The sequence below is a fragment of the Microbulbifer sp. SE14 genome (assembly GCF_059834885.1).
Window position 1 is genome coordinate 1 of the sequence record NZ_JCBAJA010000012.1, and the last position, 16535, is coordinate 16535.

Annotated in this window: 12 protein-coding genes and 1 pseudogene; 9 read left to right on the forward strand and 4 right to left on the reverse strand. The window is 56.7% G+C overall.

Annotation, left to right across the window (positions count from 1 at the left end; genetic code table 11):
- Positions 1–172 precede the first annotated feature (172 nt).
- On the reverse strand, positions 173–772 hold the full coding sequence (locus tag AC6R19_RS10095) for a serine aminopeptidase domain-containing protein (RefSeq protein ID WP_500579697.1): 600 nt from the start codon (positions 770–772) through the stop codon (positions 173–175).
- A 586-nt stretch (positions 773–1358) separates the two neighbouring features.
- On the opposite strand from AC6R19_RS10095, the gene AC6R19_RS10100 reads away from it, so the two are divergent.
- From AC6R19_RS10100 to AC6R19_RS10115, 4 genes and pseudogenes are all read left to right on the forward strand, one after another.
- A complete protein-coding gene (locus tag AC6R19_RS10100) occupies positions 1359–1742 on the forward strand; it encodes a hypothetical protein (RefSeq protein ID WP_500579698.1) in 384 nt (127 codons plus the stop codon).
- A 207-nt stretch (positions 1743–1949) separates the two neighbouring features.
- A complete protein-coding gene (locus AC6R19_RS10105; RefSeq protein WP_500579699.1) occupies positions 1950–2405 on the forward strand; it encodes a GFA family protein in 456 nt (151 codons plus the stop codon).
- A 25-nt stretch (positions 2406–2430) separates the two neighbouring features.
- Positions 2431–3015: pseudogene (gene lepB / locus AC6R19_RS10110) on the forward strand (signal peptidase I).
- A 240-nt stretch (positions 3016–3255) separates the two neighbouring features.
- Entirely contained in the window at positions 3256–3783 is a 528-nt protein-coding gene (locus AC6R19_RS10115) for a DUF5946 family protein (protein ID WP_500579700.1), read from the forward strand.
- A gap of 125 nt (positions 3784–3908) precedes the next feature.
- On the opposite strand, the gene AC6R19_RS10120 is transcribed toward AC6R19_RS10115, so the two are convergent.
- Positions 3909–4550, reverse strand: coding sequence for a glutathione S-transferase family protein (locus tag AC6R19_RS10120; RefSeq protein WP_500579701.1), 642 nt, complete (start codon positions 4548–4550; stop codon positions 3909–3911).
- Between the two features lie 114 nt (positions 4551–4664).
- Here AC6R19_RS10120 and AC6R19_RS10125 point away from each other — a divergent pair, with 114 nt between their 5' ends.
- Positions 4665–5108, forward strand: a complete 444-nt coding sequence (locus tag AC6R19_RS10125; RefSeq protein ID WP_500579702.1) for a winged helix-turn-helix transcriptional regulator — start codon at positions 4665–4667, stop codon at positions 5106–5108.
- Positions 5109–5116: 8 nt separating this feature from the next.
- Here the strand turns inward: AC6R19_RS10125 and AC6R19_RS10130 are convergent, their stop codons facing one another.
- Positions 5117–6076, reverse strand: coding sequence for a GGDEF domain-containing protein (locus AC6R19_RS10130; protein WP_500579703.1), 960 nt, complete (start codon positions 6074–6076; stop codon positions 5117–5119).
- Between the two features lie 273 nt (positions 6077–6349).
- Between AC6R19_RS10130 and AC6R19_RS10135 the strand changes: the two genes are divergently transcribed.
- The 3 genes from AC6R19_RS10135 (at position 6350) to AC6R19_RS10145 (ending at position 7735) form a co-directional block, all read left to right on the forward strand.
- Positions 6350–6754 (forward strand): YciI family protein, encoded by a 405-nt coding sequence (locus tag AC6R19_RS10135; RefSeq protein WP_500579704.1) that lies wholly within the window; start codon positions 6350–6352, stop codon positions 6752–6754.
- Between the two features lie 103 nt (positions 6755–6857).
- Positions 6858–7220, forward strand: a complete 363-nt coding sequence (locus AC6R19_RS10140; protein WP_500579705.1) for a DUF1428 domain-containing protein — start codon at positions 6858–6860, stop codon at positions 7218–7220.
- Positions 7221–7264: 44 nt separating this feature from the next.
- A complete protein-coding gene (locus AC6R19_RS10145) occupies positions 7265–7735 on the forward strand; it encodes a VOC family protein (protein WP_500579706.1) in 471 nt (156 codons plus the stop codon).
- A gap of 97 nt (positions 7736–7832) precedes the next feature.
- On the opposite strand, the gene AC6R19_RS10150 is transcribed toward AC6R19_RS10145, so the two are convergent.
- Complete coding sequence (locus AC6R19_RS10150; protein WP_500579707.1) at positions 7833–9626, reverse strand: M28 family metallopeptidase; 1794 nt, start codon at positions 9624–9626, stop codon at positions 7833–7835.
- Between the two features lie 510 nt (positions 9627–10136).
- Between AC6R19_RS10150 and AC6R19_RS10155 the strand changes: the two genes are divergently transcribed.
- Positions 10137–16412 (forward strand): RHS repeat-associated core domain-containing protein, encoded by a 6276-nt coding sequence (locus AC6R19_RS10155; RefSeq protein WP_500579708.1) that lies wholly within the window; start codon positions 10137–10139, stop codon positions 16410–16412.
- The last annotated feature ends 123 nt before the right edge of the window (positions 16413–16535 follow it).

Here is a 16535-nt window from a genome sequence, read left to right on the forward strand (position 1 = left end):
TCTTTGATGAGTCGTGCCAATAAAGATTTGCAGAGCATTAAGAAAAACAAGAAACTCGTGAAATCATTTTTCCAAGAGGCGGCTGTATCCTTTGCTGCCACCTAGGTAGTAATGTCATATGATCTGCGCCGGGGACGCTGTGAATGCGGTGGTCGGGTACCGGTTCGAGGAGCTATCGACAGTATTCGAAGGGACAGAGAAAGCGGTCCCGTTCGCCGGTAACAGCCAGCACCGGCTGCCTCACATTTTTGCGCACTGACAGGTAGTCAGTCCCGTCCGTAAGGCTAATGCAGCTGTCGGTGGCTGCCCAGTGCCGAAGTTCAGATACAAAGGAGAGGGGCACATTATCAGAGCCCGTGCGCAGGCGACGTGCGGGAAAGTAGCCCAGGGGCCTGCTCAGCTGTTCCCATGCGAACAGGGTGGCCCGCCTGCGCAGCCAGTTCCAGTACCTGGACTCGAAACTCGGCAGCCACAGGTTGGTGGCATAGAGAACCTGAGCGTCTACCGGAGCGCGCGGCATCATTCCCAGCGAGAATAGGGAGGCGTGGCCGGCGAGGCTGAGGCTGAGAAGTCCCAGGCGCAAAGCCGGGTGGCAGGGGCGGGCCCAGGCGATCATTGCAGGAATGTCGTCGCGAACAAGTTCGTCGTATTTCCAGTGATTTTCCCCGTGACCACGCAGGTCGTACGTGTAGACGTGAAGCCCTGCCTCTGCGAGAGTGCTGGCGAGGCCGGCGCCCCGTGGGCGATTCAGGGTCCGTCGATTGGCCATCATCGCATGCCCTGTGAGCACTACGCCTTTCGCTCGTCCTCGGGCAGGAAATTCGGATGCCGCAAGAGACCAATTGGAGCATTTGACGGTATGCGATAGCGGCTTCACGGGCTTTCTTCGATAAGTGCCTGGTTCTAACAGGTTGTGGGTCAATCAGAGAGTTGGGCAAGGGTATTAATCTGGCGGCAACCTGATTCGAGCCGTTTGGGCCAAAAAAAGGTCTTTTTGTCAATTTAACAGCATTGTGTCAGTCGTGCGGTTGGGGAGCTCCAACTGCTTACAGATTGTCAGTTTGCGGCATTAGTCCTTTTACAGCGTCGATCCTTTTAGCAGTTGAGCAGAGAAGTTTGTCGTCCAAAATCGCCTGTTTGTGTCTTATATCACGCCGCACCTTCATAGTTTAGAACTATAGACTACCGATAAATACGATCTTGAAAAAATTGATCAGGAAGCTTCCCCGATTTCGTCGGGGATCGCATCGGAAGGCTTGGTCGACTGGTTCGCATTCCGGCAGAAACATTTTTTTGGAAGCTTCTGTCAATAACTACGCCGATATGGCGATTCTTCAACTAAAACCAAGGACAGATCCATGATGAAAAAGGCCCTGATACTCTCCGCCGCCATGGCCGTATCAAGCACTGCTATGGCCGGCAGCACTGCTACTAAGGAAGTGGCTATCGATTATAATGGCAAAAGTGCCTACGGTGTCCTGAGCGCTGCGCGCCACAGCGCCGATAGTGCCCAGTCTATCGGCTGCACTCTACACGATGACGAACTTGGCCACTGGGCTCTCTGTGTAGCCTATGATGCAGATGGAAACAGCGCGTGGTGCCAAACCTACGACCCGATAAAGTTGCAAACGATAGCCGCACTCAATGCTGACAGTCAGCTGTCATTTTCGTGGGTTGAAACGGAAAGCGATCCAATTTGTACCAATATCAGCGTGTCGAATAGCTCCGTTTATATCCGCTAGCATTAAAGTTTATTGAAATTCGGCACTAAATAGCTAGAGGTTGATGGCGGCACACAGGTGTGTCGCCAGCCGCTGAACACTGACGCGGGTCTGAAGGTGCTAGGAAGTTTGTAGATCTTAGCCAGTATATTTCCAACGGCGCTAAAGAAATTCGTAAGAGCGTTTTGGGTTCAGATTGACAATTACCTGGTTGTTTGTGAGGTAAATATGACAAAAGCGCAATGTTGCTGCGGGTCACTGAGTATTGAGGTCACGGGAGATCCCATACGATATGGAGTATGCCATTGCAACAACTGTCGGCGGAGAACGGGCTGTGCTTTTGGCATATCCACGTATTTTCGCCTATCGCAGGTGCGAGAAATTTCAGGGGATTCAAGCATCTATGGGTTCGACTCCAAGCAATCGGAGGGGGTGCAGCAGAGATTTTTCTGTGGCACCTGTGGCACAACTCTCTACTGGAAGTTTTCGGACACTCCGGAAGAGGTCGGAATTGCTGGCGGTTGTTTCGAGAGAGACCATCTTGACGCGCCAAGGTACTCACTTGCCAATGATAGGAAATCAGACTGGCTAACAGTTGAGCTATGGAAGGAACATGATATTGAGAACGGTTTAAGTTCCGAGAGGTGTGATGATGTGTCTGTTGAGTTTCCTGAAGGGCAATAGATCTTTTCTGCTTTTTATCGCACTGATGTGCGTATTTCGCAGTGCAGTGGCGGACTGGAACCATGTGCCGAGCGGCTCCATGAAGCCGACCATATTGGAGGGCGATTATATTCTGGTGGATAAGATGGCCTACGATATCAGGGTGCCTTTTACCTCCACTTCCCTCTATCGAAAGGCAAACCCAGAGCGTGGCGATATTGTTGTCTTCGATTCGAAAAAGTCTGGCCATCGGATGGTCAAGCGAGTCGTGGGACTTCCCGGAGATCTGGTCTCGATGCAACACAACAGCCTGGAAATCAACGGCCGGCGGATCCGACATGAAGCCCTGGACCCCCTCGGGAATGTACGCAGGGAGTATCTCGACTCCTCTGTAAGGCACCTTGTCCGCACCCATATCCCCCCGAGCCATTGATCGTCCTTTGGCCCCGTACAGGTGCCGGATGATCACTACTTGGTATTGGGGGACAATCGGGACAACAGTGCGGATTCACGGGTGTTTGGCTTTGTGCCTCGGGAGGAGATAGTCGGTAAGACTGGTATGGTGGCGCTCTCGCTCAATTACGAGAATTATTTGCTGCCAAGAGCGGATCGTTTTCTAAAAAATCTATGATGGTTTTCATCTGGTCGATCGGGTTCCTATCATTATATGGCGGCCTGGTGTTCCGGGCCCGGGCGGGTGGTAAAGTCTCCATTTTCTGGCCTCTTCAATAGTGCTGTCATCTGATCTGACGGCGAACGCATTAGGTTTGATAACTTCTTCGACGCCCGTTTCTGTGTTTGAATGGTGATTTCGTCTTTTTATCCTGATCCCCGATTCTACAGATGTTTCCTGGAGTGCCAGAGGGAATAAATGAGCAAAGTAAATTGTATAGGCTGCGGCTCGCAGTTTCCGGAGTTTAACGCGCCTACACATCGATATATGGGGGCGTCGTCGGGATGCTGGGCGTGCTTCAGAATGGTGATGGCGCGCGGATCCCGGAGCCTTGGTTGCCAGATAGTAGATCGTCTGACCTTAGACGCTTATACCGTACAGCATCCCGGCAAGGCGACACGGCCGAATGCCCGCTCTATCGCCCTTCACCTGATCAGTCTGTGCGCCTTCTTTGAGGAAGTGATGGAGCCAGGCGAAATGGCCAAGGTCATTCGGAGGGCAGCCAAGCGAAAGATTCAGTTTGAATGGCTGATTCCTCCTTGTTGCAAAGGGGAGTTGACAGTTTCCGATGTTGGCCGGGCTGTGAATTCGCAGGAGCATGCACGACTGGTTCGACTTTGGGCCTGGTCGGTTTGGTCTGCCTGGTCGGAACATCACTCGAAAATTCGAAACTGGCTCGCTGAAATGCTTTTTGGAAGGGTAGATTGGATAGGTGAACTGAATTAGCAGCGGGTAGAGGCACTGTATTTGTGGTTGCTGTGAGCGTACTCCACCTTTTTCTTTGAGGCGTAAAAAGCCCGGCCGGAAATGGCGGGCTTTTTTGCTTTCGGGAAATATTTTAGCCTTCGGATTTAGAGAAAGGTGAAGAGCTTGCCGCCCGGGAGTTGCTCCATCGCCCGTTCAAAGGCCGGTCTTCCCTTGATGCGCTGGTACCACTCCATTACCGCCGGGAAGTCGTCGAAGCTGGCCGAGGTGAGTTCGTGGGTCTGGCAGTAGCTGAAGCCGATCAGGTCGGCGATCGTCAGTTGGTCGCCCGTCAGGAATGGGTGCGCGGACAGCTGTTTTTCGATGACGGGGAGCTGGGCGGCCAGGAACTGTGTGGCTTCCGCTATGGTGTCGCCATCGGGATTGCCGCCCAGCGCCTTGGGTTTGACTACTTGTTCCCACGTCAGTGTGGCCAGGTGGTGGCCGATATGCAACGTCATCAAATCGACCCACTGGCTGATCCGGGCCCGGGCCTCCGGCGTATCCGCGTAAAGCCGGTTGCCGTTGCGCTCGGCCAGCAGGCGGCAGATGGTGTTGCTCTCGAAATAGTGGCTGCCGTCGATTTCCACCGCGGGGACCTTGCCCAGTGGATGGCGCTGCAGGTGCTCGGGTGCCTTGTGTTCGCCGGCGCCGGCGTCCAGCAGATGCAGCTGGTAATCGAGGCCGAGCTCTTCGGCGGTAAGGAGTACCTTGACCAGGTTGAAGGTGGGAAAGCTATAGATATTCACGACAATCATCTCCTTTTGGCTTGGGACACGAATTCATTTCGCTAATACTTGCATTTCGCAAGTACGTTAGGCGACTTGATTGCAGAATGCAAGTATATTTTTTAAACTGATTTTATGCCCGACTGTCTCAATACCTCCCCCGAAACCAGGCGCTCCCCCTGTGCCCTGGCCAACGGCCTCGAAATCCTCGGCGATCGCTGGACGCTGTTGATCATTCGCGACCTGATGGTTACCAACCGCCGGGAGTTCCGCCATTTCCTCGCCGCGGGCGAGGGTATCTCCACCAATATTCTCAGCGACCGGTTGCAGCGCCTGCAACGCGCCGGCATCGTCAGCAAGCGCCCGCACCCCGATCACGGCAAAAAGTTTATCTATGAACTCACCGGTGCCGGCCGGGCCCTGGCGCCGACCGTGATCGAGTTCGCCCTGTGGGCGCTCTACAACGTCGAAGGCACTTTCCTGCCGCCGCCGTTACTCGACATGATGGAGAACCGCCGGGATGAGCTGATCGAAATGATCCGCCGCGGCGAGTGTGTGTTGGAGCTTGACCTGCGCTGAGGCGCCGCTCAGGTTGCCGCTTCTGTGCGTGCGGCGGCCTGGGTGTAGGCGAGGGCGCAGCTACCCCTTGTATCCCGCGCGCGGCGAAGCGCGCTTTGCGCACATTCGACAAGCGCTGTTGCGCTGGCCGCCGGTGCCGGCCGGCAGCTGTGGCTGCCGATGGCGAGAGCAATCGGGGGGCCAGCCGCTGCCGGCGGTTCGCCTGTTTCCAGTGCCGACGCGGCCTCGAGCAGCCGCTCGGCCATGGCGGTGGCGCCTCTCCTGTCCGTTCCCGGTAGCACAACCGCAAAGGATCTATCGCCGGTCCGCGCCGCGAAGTCGTTCCAGCGGCCGAGATTTTCCTGCAGGCAGATCGCAATGCGCTGCAGGATACTGTCGCCCCGCGCGCGCGCCAGGGCATCGTCCGGGGACTGGATAAAGTCCACCTCGATCAGCAGCAGCGCCAGCGACGTGCGCTGGCACAGGGCCAGGTTCCAGTGGTGGCTGAGCTGGCGCTCGAACGCCGACTTGTCGGGCAGCCCGGTCAGGGCATCTATGCGGGGTACTCTCGCCATCTGCTGCAACTCCCATTTGCGGGTGACTGCGCGGCGGTTTTCCCGCTCTTCTCCACACGGCAGGATTCGCGCGCGCGCGGGCACCTGCGCCTCTCCGCTGCGGCAGTAGAACTCGATCAGGTAATTGGCGTTGTCCGCGCCGAGAAAGTCGATGCGTGTCACCTGGGCGAACCTCTCCGCCAGGGGAGCCTTGAAGCGGGTGTTCGGCAGGCTGATCTGGCGGTTCCTGCGGACGCTATTCCAGGAATTTTGCCATTCGCTTTCACTGGCGATATAGCCCGACAGATTGTCGCGGAGGGAAGTGGCCAGGAGTTTCTGCAGTTTGCCGTTGAGCGCGACCCAGTTCCCGAGGTCATCGCAGAGTCCGGCGGGGACCGAATAGCTGTTGAGCAGGGAGACGAGTTCCGGAGTCATGGTATTTCCACTCGCGAAAACGTGAACAGGGCCGAGTCGGGCACCAGCGACAGGGACGTGAGTGCCAGCTGCGACGGTGAGTATAGACAGTCCGCAACCTGCCGCCCCCGGGCCGTCGCGCGGGGCAACCCGACTGGCGCCCAAACAGTCGCCGGTAAAGAAATATGGCGACTGTGTCGAAACCCGGTCGCGCCACTCGACTATGGTGTAAATCGGCCATTGCGGTCGAGAACACATCCACTGAGCTTTGACTGTTGCAAAAGGAGAGCCGAAATGCGCTTTATGATGTTGATGATCCCCAAGGGCTACGAGAAGGCGGAGCCGGGCACCATGCCGGATGCGGCGGCTGTGGAGGCGATGATGAAGTACAACGCCGAGTTGCAGGAGGCCGGGGTGCTGGTCAGCCTGGAGGGGCTGCATCCGCTCTCCATGGGCGCGCGGGTGTCCTTCAGCGGCGGCAAAACCACGGTGACCGACGGCCCCTTCGTGGAGACCAATGAGGTGCTGGGCGGTTTCTGGATGATCGATGTGGCGTCCAAGGAGGAGGCCATCGAGTGGGCCAAGCGTTGCCCGGCTTCGGACAACGAGGTTATCGAGTTGCGCCAGGTGCAGGAGTTCGAGGACTTCCCCGAGGATGTGCAGGAGGCCGCCGCCGAGTTCAAGGCCATGCAGTCCTGAAAGTAGGGTGCGCCGTGCGCACCGCAAGATGCGGAAACCCCCACCAACCCGGATGTGGTGCGCACGGCGCACCCTGCGGCACTCAATAAAAGGAGTCTTTACGATGGCACGTTATGTAGATGGATTTGTACTGCCGGTACCCAGGAAGAATCTCGACGCCTACCGCAAGATGGCGCGGGAGGCCGGTGAGGTGTGGAGGGAGTATGGCGCGCTGCAGTATGTGGAGTGCGTGGCCGAGGATGTGAACCCGGGGGAGGTGACTTCCTTTCCGCAGAGCGTAAAGCTGGAGGAGGGCGAAACGGTGATTTTTTCCTGGATCGTCTACGAATCCCGCGAGAAGCGCGACGAGATCAATGAGAAGGTCATGAAGGACCCGCGCCTCGCCCACATGATGGATCCGAAGGATCTGCCCTTCGACGGCAAGCGCATGTTCTGGGGCGGTTTCGAGATGATGATGGAACTGTAAACGTTTTTGGCTACTGCCAAGAGGAAAACGAGGAGAAACAGAAGATGCAAAAGATCACTCCGTTTTTGTGGTTTGACGGCCGGGCCGAACAGGCGGTGGAGTTCTATACCGGTATTTTCAATAACTCCCGCGTAGTGACGGTACGCCGCGCGCCGGAGGGCGGACCAGCACCCGCCGGTTCGGTGATGGGGATCGATTTCCAACTGGAAGGGCAGGACTTCGTGGCGATCAACGGCGGTCCGCAGTTCCAGTTTACCCCGGCCATTTCCCTGTTTGTTTCCTGTGAGAACCAGGCGGAAGTGGACTGGCTGTGGGCCAGGCTCACCGAGGGCGGAGAGGAGCAGCCGTGCGGTTGGTTGACGGACAAGTTCGGGATTTCCTGGCAGGTTATCCCCAGGGTGCTGGGAGAGAAGATGTTTGATCCGGATCCGGCCAAGGCGAGTAGTGTGATGCAGGCGATGATGCAGATGAAGAAGATCGATATCGCCGCTATCGAAGCCGCCTACGCCGGCTAATTACCTCATGTAGGAGCGGCCCATGGCCGCGATCGGACCTTCCGGTTGCCCCGGATATCGATCGCGGCCACGGGCCGCTCCTACAAGGGCAGTTCAGTTATTTCCTGCTGTCCGCACTGGCATCGCGAATCGCGCGGAATTCGTTGCCTTGATACCAGTTGGGCCAGTCGCGGCTGTTGGCCAGTTCCAGGCCCAGTTGCAGGCCCAGCTGCAGGTCCATGGCGGCGCCCTTCAGGTTCCACTGTGGATCGTACTCGTCGTCCGGCTTGTGGTAGGCGTGGGCGGTGTACTCCTCGCCCTTCTTCTGTGCCCACTCGCGGCCGTGCTCGAAGCTGTCGCTGCCGGAATCGAAATACAGCATGGGCACGCCCTTCTTCGCCAGGCTGAAGTGATCCGAGCGGTAGTAGTAGCCGCGCTCCGGGTGCTCTTCCGGTGCCAGATAGCGGCCCTGTTCTTCCGCCGCCTTCTCCAGCAGTTTTTCCAGTTCGCTGTTGCCGTAGCCGACCACGATCACGTCGCGCATCGGGCCCAGCACGCCCATGGCGTCGAAGTTGATACCGGCGACGGTCTTCTCCAGCGGCACCACCGGGTTCTCCGCGTAGTACTTGGAGCCGAGCAGGCCAGATTCCTCGGCGGTGACGGCGACGAACACCAGCGAGCGGTCCGGGCGCTGGTCCATTTCCGCGGCCTGGCGGGCCATGGCCAGCAGGCCGGCGGTGCCGGTGGCATTGTCCACGGCGCCGTTGAAGACCTTGTCCTCGCCCTCGGCATTCTCATTGACGCCCAGGTGGTCCCAGTGGGCGGTGTAGATGACCGCTTCGTCCGGGTATTTCCTGCCGGGCAGCTTGGCCACCACGTTGCGGGAGTCGGAGGTCCGCAGTTCGTTTTTCAACTCGACGCTGGCGGTCAGGCCCAGGGGCTTGGGCTTGAAGCCGCGGGTCTTGGCCGAATCCATCTCCGCGGCCAGGTCCAGGCCGGCGGCCTCGAACACTTCCTTGGCGGCGTCGCCGGTCATCCAGGCCTCCACGGCCACGCGGTCGGCGTTCTTGTCGTCGGCGGCCAGGCTGATCTGGGCGCCGGACCAGCTGCCGCTGACCACCTCCCAGGGATAGCCGGCGGCGCCGGTCTCGTGAATGACGATGGCGCCGGCGGCACCCTGGCGGGCGGCCTCCTCGAACTTGTAGCTCCAGCGGCCGTAGTAGGTCATGGCGTTGCCGTTGAACAGTGCCTTGTCCTGGGTGGCGTAGCCGGGATCGTTGACCAGAATCACCGCGGTCTTGCCGGCCATATCCAGGCCGGCGTAGTCGTTCCAGTCGTTCTCCGGCGCGACTATGCCGTAGCCGACGAATACCAGCTCGCTGTCCTTCAGCTCGGTGGAGTCTGTCTGGCGCTGGGTGAAAGCGACCATATCGGTCAGTGGCTGCAGTTTCTTGTCGAAGCCTTCGCCTTTGATCTCCAGCGGCGTGGTTTCTATCTGCATTTCCACCACCGGTACCTGCTGGAACCAGCTGGGCTTGCCGTCGGCGTCCACGGCGCCCGGCTCCAGGCCCAGGGCCTCGAACTGCTCTGCCAGGTAGGTGACGGTCAGCTCCTCGCCCCTGGTGGCGGGGGCGCGGCCCTCGAACTCGTCGGAGGCCAGTACCTCGACGTGCCTGTGCAGGTCCGCGGCCATGGCGTTTACCTGGGCCTGTTCCGCGTCGCTGAGCTGCGGCTTGGCGGATGTCGCGGCGCTCTCGGGCTGCTGCACCTGCTGTTCGGTTTGTTCCGTTTGCGGTGCGGTTTCCGCGGAGGTTTCCGGTTCCGGTGTCGAGGCGTCTTTGCCGCAGGCAGCCAGCGCGCCGGACACGGCGACCGCCAGGCCGAGGCGGCGCCAGAGGGTGGGTATTCTCATGGATTTATCCTGTGACTCTTATTCTGAGTCGGATAAGGTAGCAAAAAGCGCGCCGGGGGCCGAAGGATTCTGTGCTGAATATTCCGGGCCGTGCAGAAATATTGTTCTGGATTGTATGGGGCGCCTATCACCGCCCTCATATCAGCCGGTGCGCTGGACACTGTTTCGCTCCCTGATCCCGTTAATCCACATCCACCTTCTCCAACCTATTGAATACTCTTCACCCATAGAGAAATCTGCTCAAATATTGAGCGACCGAGGGGTCGTTTTGCGTTGAAATACGCGCCGCGCTGGAATAATCTTGGATGTTAGCGAACGATCGTACTAAATGTGTTTCAAGCGCGAAAATGGCTGAAAAATATACAGATCTTGGCGGCCGTGCTTGGTGGTTAGGTCTCGAGAAAAATAATGTGGAGGCTTGTCACGGATGTTCGCGAGTGGGGCATTGTTTATTACTTGAACAATACAAATAAGGCTTGGTTTAAAGGTAAGAGTGTAATGGGGACACTTGTGCGTGCTCTGACGGGGGGCTTGCTACTTCTTGTGGCATCGGATGTATTGGCGGCACTGAGCATCATCGCGCCAACAGAAACCACCAATGCGACCTTCCAGATCAGCGTTTCCGGTGGCGCCTATGTTCGGCGACTGTCGGTAAGTGGCCCGGGCAATAGTGGCACTTACAATATGGATTCCAGATCCTATGTGGATTTTACGGCGCTAGATTCTGGCGTCTACACCATTTCATATAGCGCTTACACTAGCTGCTACATGTTTAATGGCGGCTTCTGCATAGAGCCGGACGGGTGGCAGAGGGTTTCCCGCTCTGTCACCGTAGCCCTGAAACCAGGAACGCCTTCCAGTATAAGCTTCACGGAAGTAACCAGCGGCAGCACGGACAGGAATGGGCAGTTTAAAGTCAATTGGGGCGCGGCGCCTTCGACTCCAAAAGTTACCGGCTATCAAGTGCAACAACAAAAGGATGGGGGAGCTTGGTCGCAAATCTACTATAAAGCTGACACCAGCACCCGCACTACTCCTGTCCCATCGTCTGGCGCACTGGCCGATGGCAGCTACAAGTATCGGGTGAGGGCCTACGGTCAAGCGGGCAGCCTTAAAAATTACGGCAGTTGGCGCACTTCTTCCACGATAACAGTCAACCGCAAGCCGGACCCGGTGGGCGCATTTACCCAACCTGGATCGGGAACTCAGACTGCCGCCTTTCAAGTTGCCTGGAGCTCTGTGAGTGGCCAGTTTGATACTGTGACCAGATATGAACTCCAATGCAAGGCGCCTGGAAAAACCTGGGGCGATGCGAGTTGCACCAAAAGTGATAACAGCATAACCAACCTGGGTTTAAGCACCAAGAAAGACATCAACCTGCCGGAAGGTTCAGAAGGTACCTACAGTTTCCAGGCCCGCGCCTGCAATGGTCGCGGATGCGGTCCCTGGTCTCCAACAAAATCTGTGCCTGTAAACATCCCGCTATCGCCCCCCGGTCAGACACTATTCGGGAATCTACCGGAAGAGAGCGAGTTCGGCGACTACGACATCGAATGGGAGATGCCTTCCGGAGTCGTTACTTCTTTCGAACTTGAAAGGGAATGTAAGACCGGTGCGACTACATGTGGCTATGATGGTTGGCATGCCGTTCAGCTCGCAAACCCATTGAGCCAGATCCATGAAGCCCGCGGCGATATAGCCGATAAATATAGATATCGCGTGCGCGCCTGTAATGACGATGCCTGTTACTCCTCGTGGACTACCAGTTCCTGGATCGATGTGCACAACCTGGATGGTATTGCCCCGGCAGTCAGCTTGGCGCCGGCTACCAGTCCCGGCGGCATTGAATATAGTGCTGATGTAACCACCCAAGGGGATGCAGTGGTTTCCATACCCATGCAGGTTGCTCCTGGCGTTAATGGCCTGATACCGGATATCGGAATTCACTACTCGGGAGCGCGCTACCGGGAGCGCAACAATGAAGTGCTGCCGGAAGATATTCTCGGCTATGGGTGGAGGCTGACTGGCTTTAGTTCCATACGTCGTTGTGTCAAGAATCGTCCTAACACAGACTCCATTCAGCTGGATACCACAGACTCCTTGTGCCTCGATGGCGAGCCTCTGGTGCTTGTCTCAGGTTCTCATTGGCAGGCCGGCGCACGCTATCGCACTCTGCGCGACAGCTTCAACTTGATCGAACTCAAGGAAACCAATGGTAAAAACTGGTTCCTGGTAACGACGCCCAGTGGCCGAGTCCAGGAATATGGTAACAGTCAGGACAGTCGGCTCAAGGCTGGCGACTCTGTCCATTTCGGTTGGAGCTTGAACAAGGCCACCGACGCCTTCGGCAACACGATGACCTACCGTTATCACCGAGATACCGTAGAGGGAATCAACTATCCATTGGAAGTCGTCTACGGGAATAGCGGCGATGCCAAAATAGAATTTTCTTACGGAACCCGCAGTGATGCGCCGCCCCAGCCCTTGGAAGCCGGAGAAATCGAGCAGGAACAGTTGGTATTGCTGCACCATATCAACGTATCTCTGGATGGCAAGCTGCTCCGCGAATACCGGCTTATCAGCGAGGCTGCAACGGAGGGGTATCGCCGCCTGAAGCAGGTACAGTTGTGTGGCTACGATGAAAGTGGTCTGGCTAGCGAGTGCCTCAACCCGCTCGAATTCAGCTGGCTTGAGCCCGAAGGGGCCAACCCGATTGATTTCAAGACCGGGGTGGGCGAGGTCATCGACGGCTTGGGTAAAAGTACCCGTTTCTACCACACTATGATCCGTGAAAACTCCACTGAGGGACTGTTCAGCGAGCGGCCCTTCGGTGAAGGTATTCTCCCGCCTGGAGCCAGCCCGCTGGCGCCGGTAAATGGTGAGTATCGCTGTGTGGTGAGTGAAGTGCACCGTTCCAATGGCTATGCGGATGGCTGGCATGTTACCCGATACAGCTACCAGGGCACGGGCCTGATGAGCGATAACCACTGGGGCTTCCTCGGCTACTATGCGCAAAAGATTCACGATGTCGAAACTGGTGTTGTGACCTACAAACAGTTCCGCCAGGACTTCCCGTATTTCGGCAAGGTGGCCCGCCTGCAGCAATATGAAGGAAATTTTGATGACAACCTGCAGGTCCTGACCCAGCAGCAATTCCTGCACCAGGCGCAAGTTCTGAACGTGGGTAGTGGCTCGACTTACTATCCGTATCTGCAGCAGCAACTTCAGGCGACTATTGAAGGAAACCAAGTGATAGGTTACCGCCTGGATGCAAGCCAGCTAACCAAGGCGAGCTATGGTACTTACGGCGAACTTATCAGCGGAGAGGTCCACACCTCGAAGTTTGCGGCGAGCGCCAACTTTTCAACAGCCCAAAGCTTCTGGGGCGAGGTTGCTTCGGCTACGGCGAGTGGTGTGAAGCGCAGCACAGAAACGGCGATCACCTTTAATAACCGCACAAGCCCCTGGGTGGTAGGCTTTGCCAGCGGCAGGGAAGTAAGCCATTACGATGGCGATATCACAGCCACACCTGATCGGGTGCAGACGGTTGTTGCCACCCCGCTTGGGGATAGCAGCAAGGTAGGCAGCGTTACCCGCTTTCCCGGTGATCCTGATAATGAACTGACGATCACCTATGACTATGATGCCGCTGGTAACTTGCTGAGCGAAACCACTGCGGGTGCCGGTATCGAGAGTCGCAGTTCACTGGCCGATAGTTACACCGACAAGCGTTACCCCGGCATCTTTACCAATGCCATGGGGCAGTCGATCAGTGTCAGCTATGACGCCCGCTTCGGAAAACCCTCCTCTGTGACCGATGCCAACAGTCGTACTACGGAAATCGAGTATGACCCGTTCGGGCGCGAGGTTCAGCGCACCAATACCGACGGCGTTGTGTTCAACACCAGCTATGATTTCTGTGCCGGCGGCGTGTGCCCTGTATACGGGAATATGCTGGCTTCGTACCGAGTGGCCACCAGTTCGGCGATTACGCCCACTGTTGAGCGCTATTACGACATTCTCGGGCGTATGGTTCAGCAGGATACGGAGTCGTTCGATGGCAGCACTGTTTCCCGCCGTGAATACAACTACGATACTGCGGGACGCTTGTACCTCGAGACGGCACCATATTTCGCCGGCCAGTACAAGCCGCTGAGTATCTACGAATACGATATTCGCAATCGCGTCGTCCGCATACAGAAGGCTGGCGACGGCGAGGTGCGCACGAGCTACTCACCGCTCGCAGCAAGCAGCCAGGTCAAGGTGACCCTTGAGGAGGACGTGTATGATGCTGCCGGAGCGTTCCAGGAAACCCAGATAAGGAGTCGCTTCTATAACCTGATGGGCGACTTGGTCAAAACTGTCGATGCCGAAGGCGGTAGCGAGGAGGTTGCTACCACCTTTGAACATGATGGCATGGGCTTGGTGCAATCCGTTCTCGTTAACAATGATCCGGATACTGAATCGACCTTTGTGTACGATGTGGCCGGCAATCGCACCAGTTTGACTGATCCGAACCTGGGGACTGTAACCACCGTTTACGACGCCCTTGGACAGCTTGTCGGCCAGTCGGACAACAAGGGGCAGATGATCAGCTACCAGTACGACAAACTGGGACGCCTGTTAGAGCAAACTGACCCCGATGGCATTGCCAGCTGGGAGTACGATCCCGCAGGTGCCGTTGGCAAGCTGGCCAGCAGAAGCTACGTGGAAAACGGTTCTCCGGTATTCCGTGAGGACTACAGCTATAGTGGTGGCAAACTGAGCGGTGCCACTACCAGCCTCCTGGTCGGCGGCGAAAGCCGCAGCTACCAGCACAGCTACGGATACGATGGCAACGGGCGTCTCAACTTCGTCGCCTACCCGAGTGGCATTGAGGCCCACTACCAGTACAATGGTCAGGGGTATCTCTATGAAATCACCGACGGCACCAATCCGCTCAAGACCTTCAATTCGGTCAATGCTTTCGGCGGTGTGGAAGAGGAGGTGTACGGCAACAGCGTGGTGACTAACCGCAGCTACAATGCCGATACCGGCCACCTGGAATCCATAGCCACTGCGGGTGCCAGCCAGATCCAGGACAACCAGTACCTGTGGCGTTCGAATGGCACACTGGAGAGCCGGCTGGTCAATGACGGCGCCATCAGCAAACAGGAACACTTCGGCTACGACGCCCTGAATCGCCTGGTCAGCGCAGAGACTGCGCTGGACGGCGCGGTACAGCGGACACTGTCAACACAGTATGACAAGCTGGGCAATATTCTGGCCAAGACCAGCAGCCACACGAGTGATACCAATGTCACCGGCTATCAATACGGCCAGGGCGGCGGCGCCGGCCCGAATGCAGTCAACCAGGCAGTGATCGGCGGTGTGGCGCACTATCTCTACTACGACGCCAACGGCGCAATCACGCACTATGATGCTGCCAATGGCGACGACAAATGGATCACCTGGAACGCCCGCCAGCTGCCCGTGGAAATTACCCTCGGTGACAGCAAGGCCACGCAAACGCCGACCGCCAGGGATAGCTTCAAGTATGGTCCCAATGGCCATCGCTTCTACCGGGAGACGAGCTGGTGGGATGACGCCGAACAGACAGTATTTACGGAGAAGGCGTTTATTGTCGGTAAATACGAAGATGTGCTGCCGGCCAATGATCCGGACTACCAGCGCATCCAGAAGACCCGCGTCGACGGCAATGTCCTGCATATCGCCGCCACGGATCTGACCGGTGTTACTGTGGGAACGCTGGAGTACCTGCACCGCGATCACCTCGGCTCCATCGAGAAGGTCACGGACGAGGCCGGCAATATCATCCTGGATACCGCATTCGATGCCTTCGGCAAGCGCAGGAGTGTCGATTGGCAGAGGGAAATCCAGGCGCAGGAGCTGGAGGACCTGCTCAGTACCCAAGGGCTGACCACCAGGCGCGGCTTTACCGGCCACGAGCATCTGGATCGCACGGGGCTTATCCATATGAATGGGCGTATCTACGACCCGCAGCTTGGACGTTTCCTGAGTCCTGACCCATTTGTTCAGGCGCCCGCCAATAGCCAGAGCTGGAACCGGTACAGCTACGTGCTGAATAATCCGCTGCAATACACTGATCCAAGTGGTTATTTGTCACTCCAGAAGTTCGACAGGGACGGCAGTAGTGACGGCTGGGATGTAAATGTGTTCGGCTCCCCGATTTCTACACCCAGCGGTTGGGGAACGATCTCGTTTGATAATATGAAAAGCGGATATGGGTCGCCGGGAGTCGGCCGCTCTTTTGGTGGTGATCCAGGCAATAGTGTTGACGGTTCTTCAAGGAATGAAAATGACGAAAATAGCTCTGCTGAAGAGGAGAAGATAGAGGAGGTTGTCTGTAACGCTGACCGTGAGACGGGTGTTTGTAATGGCGATAATACAAATGTGGGGACAGGCCTAAGTCCTTTTGAAATTATCAGCAAAGAGCTTCCTAAGTGGTGGGTAAGTGATGAGACTGAGGATTTAAGGAATGGAATACAGGCTACAGTTGATCTGGCAACCATTCCATATAGGTCTGTGAGGCTTGCTTCAGATATCCATACAGTAGTAGAAATAGGAGTGGCGGCGAAAAGTGGTGCATACGGCGATGCTGCGATTATGGCCTCCTCTCTATTGGCGGGTGAGGGGACTACTAAGTTCATCAAACAGGTCGGGGTAGAGAACGCTTATATGCAAAATGCTGCTAGTATGGGAATGTCTAAATTGACAGAGCAATTGTTAGGGCAGGATTGTTTTACATGCACAAAATACGAGTGATCCATGTGTGGGTTATCTGTCTTACGGTATTTGTCGTGTTTAGGCTGATATCTGGTAGCTTGTTTACTGAAGGAGGATTGCTTGGGGCTCTATTATTTGTTCTGGGGTTGCATTGGTTTCTAA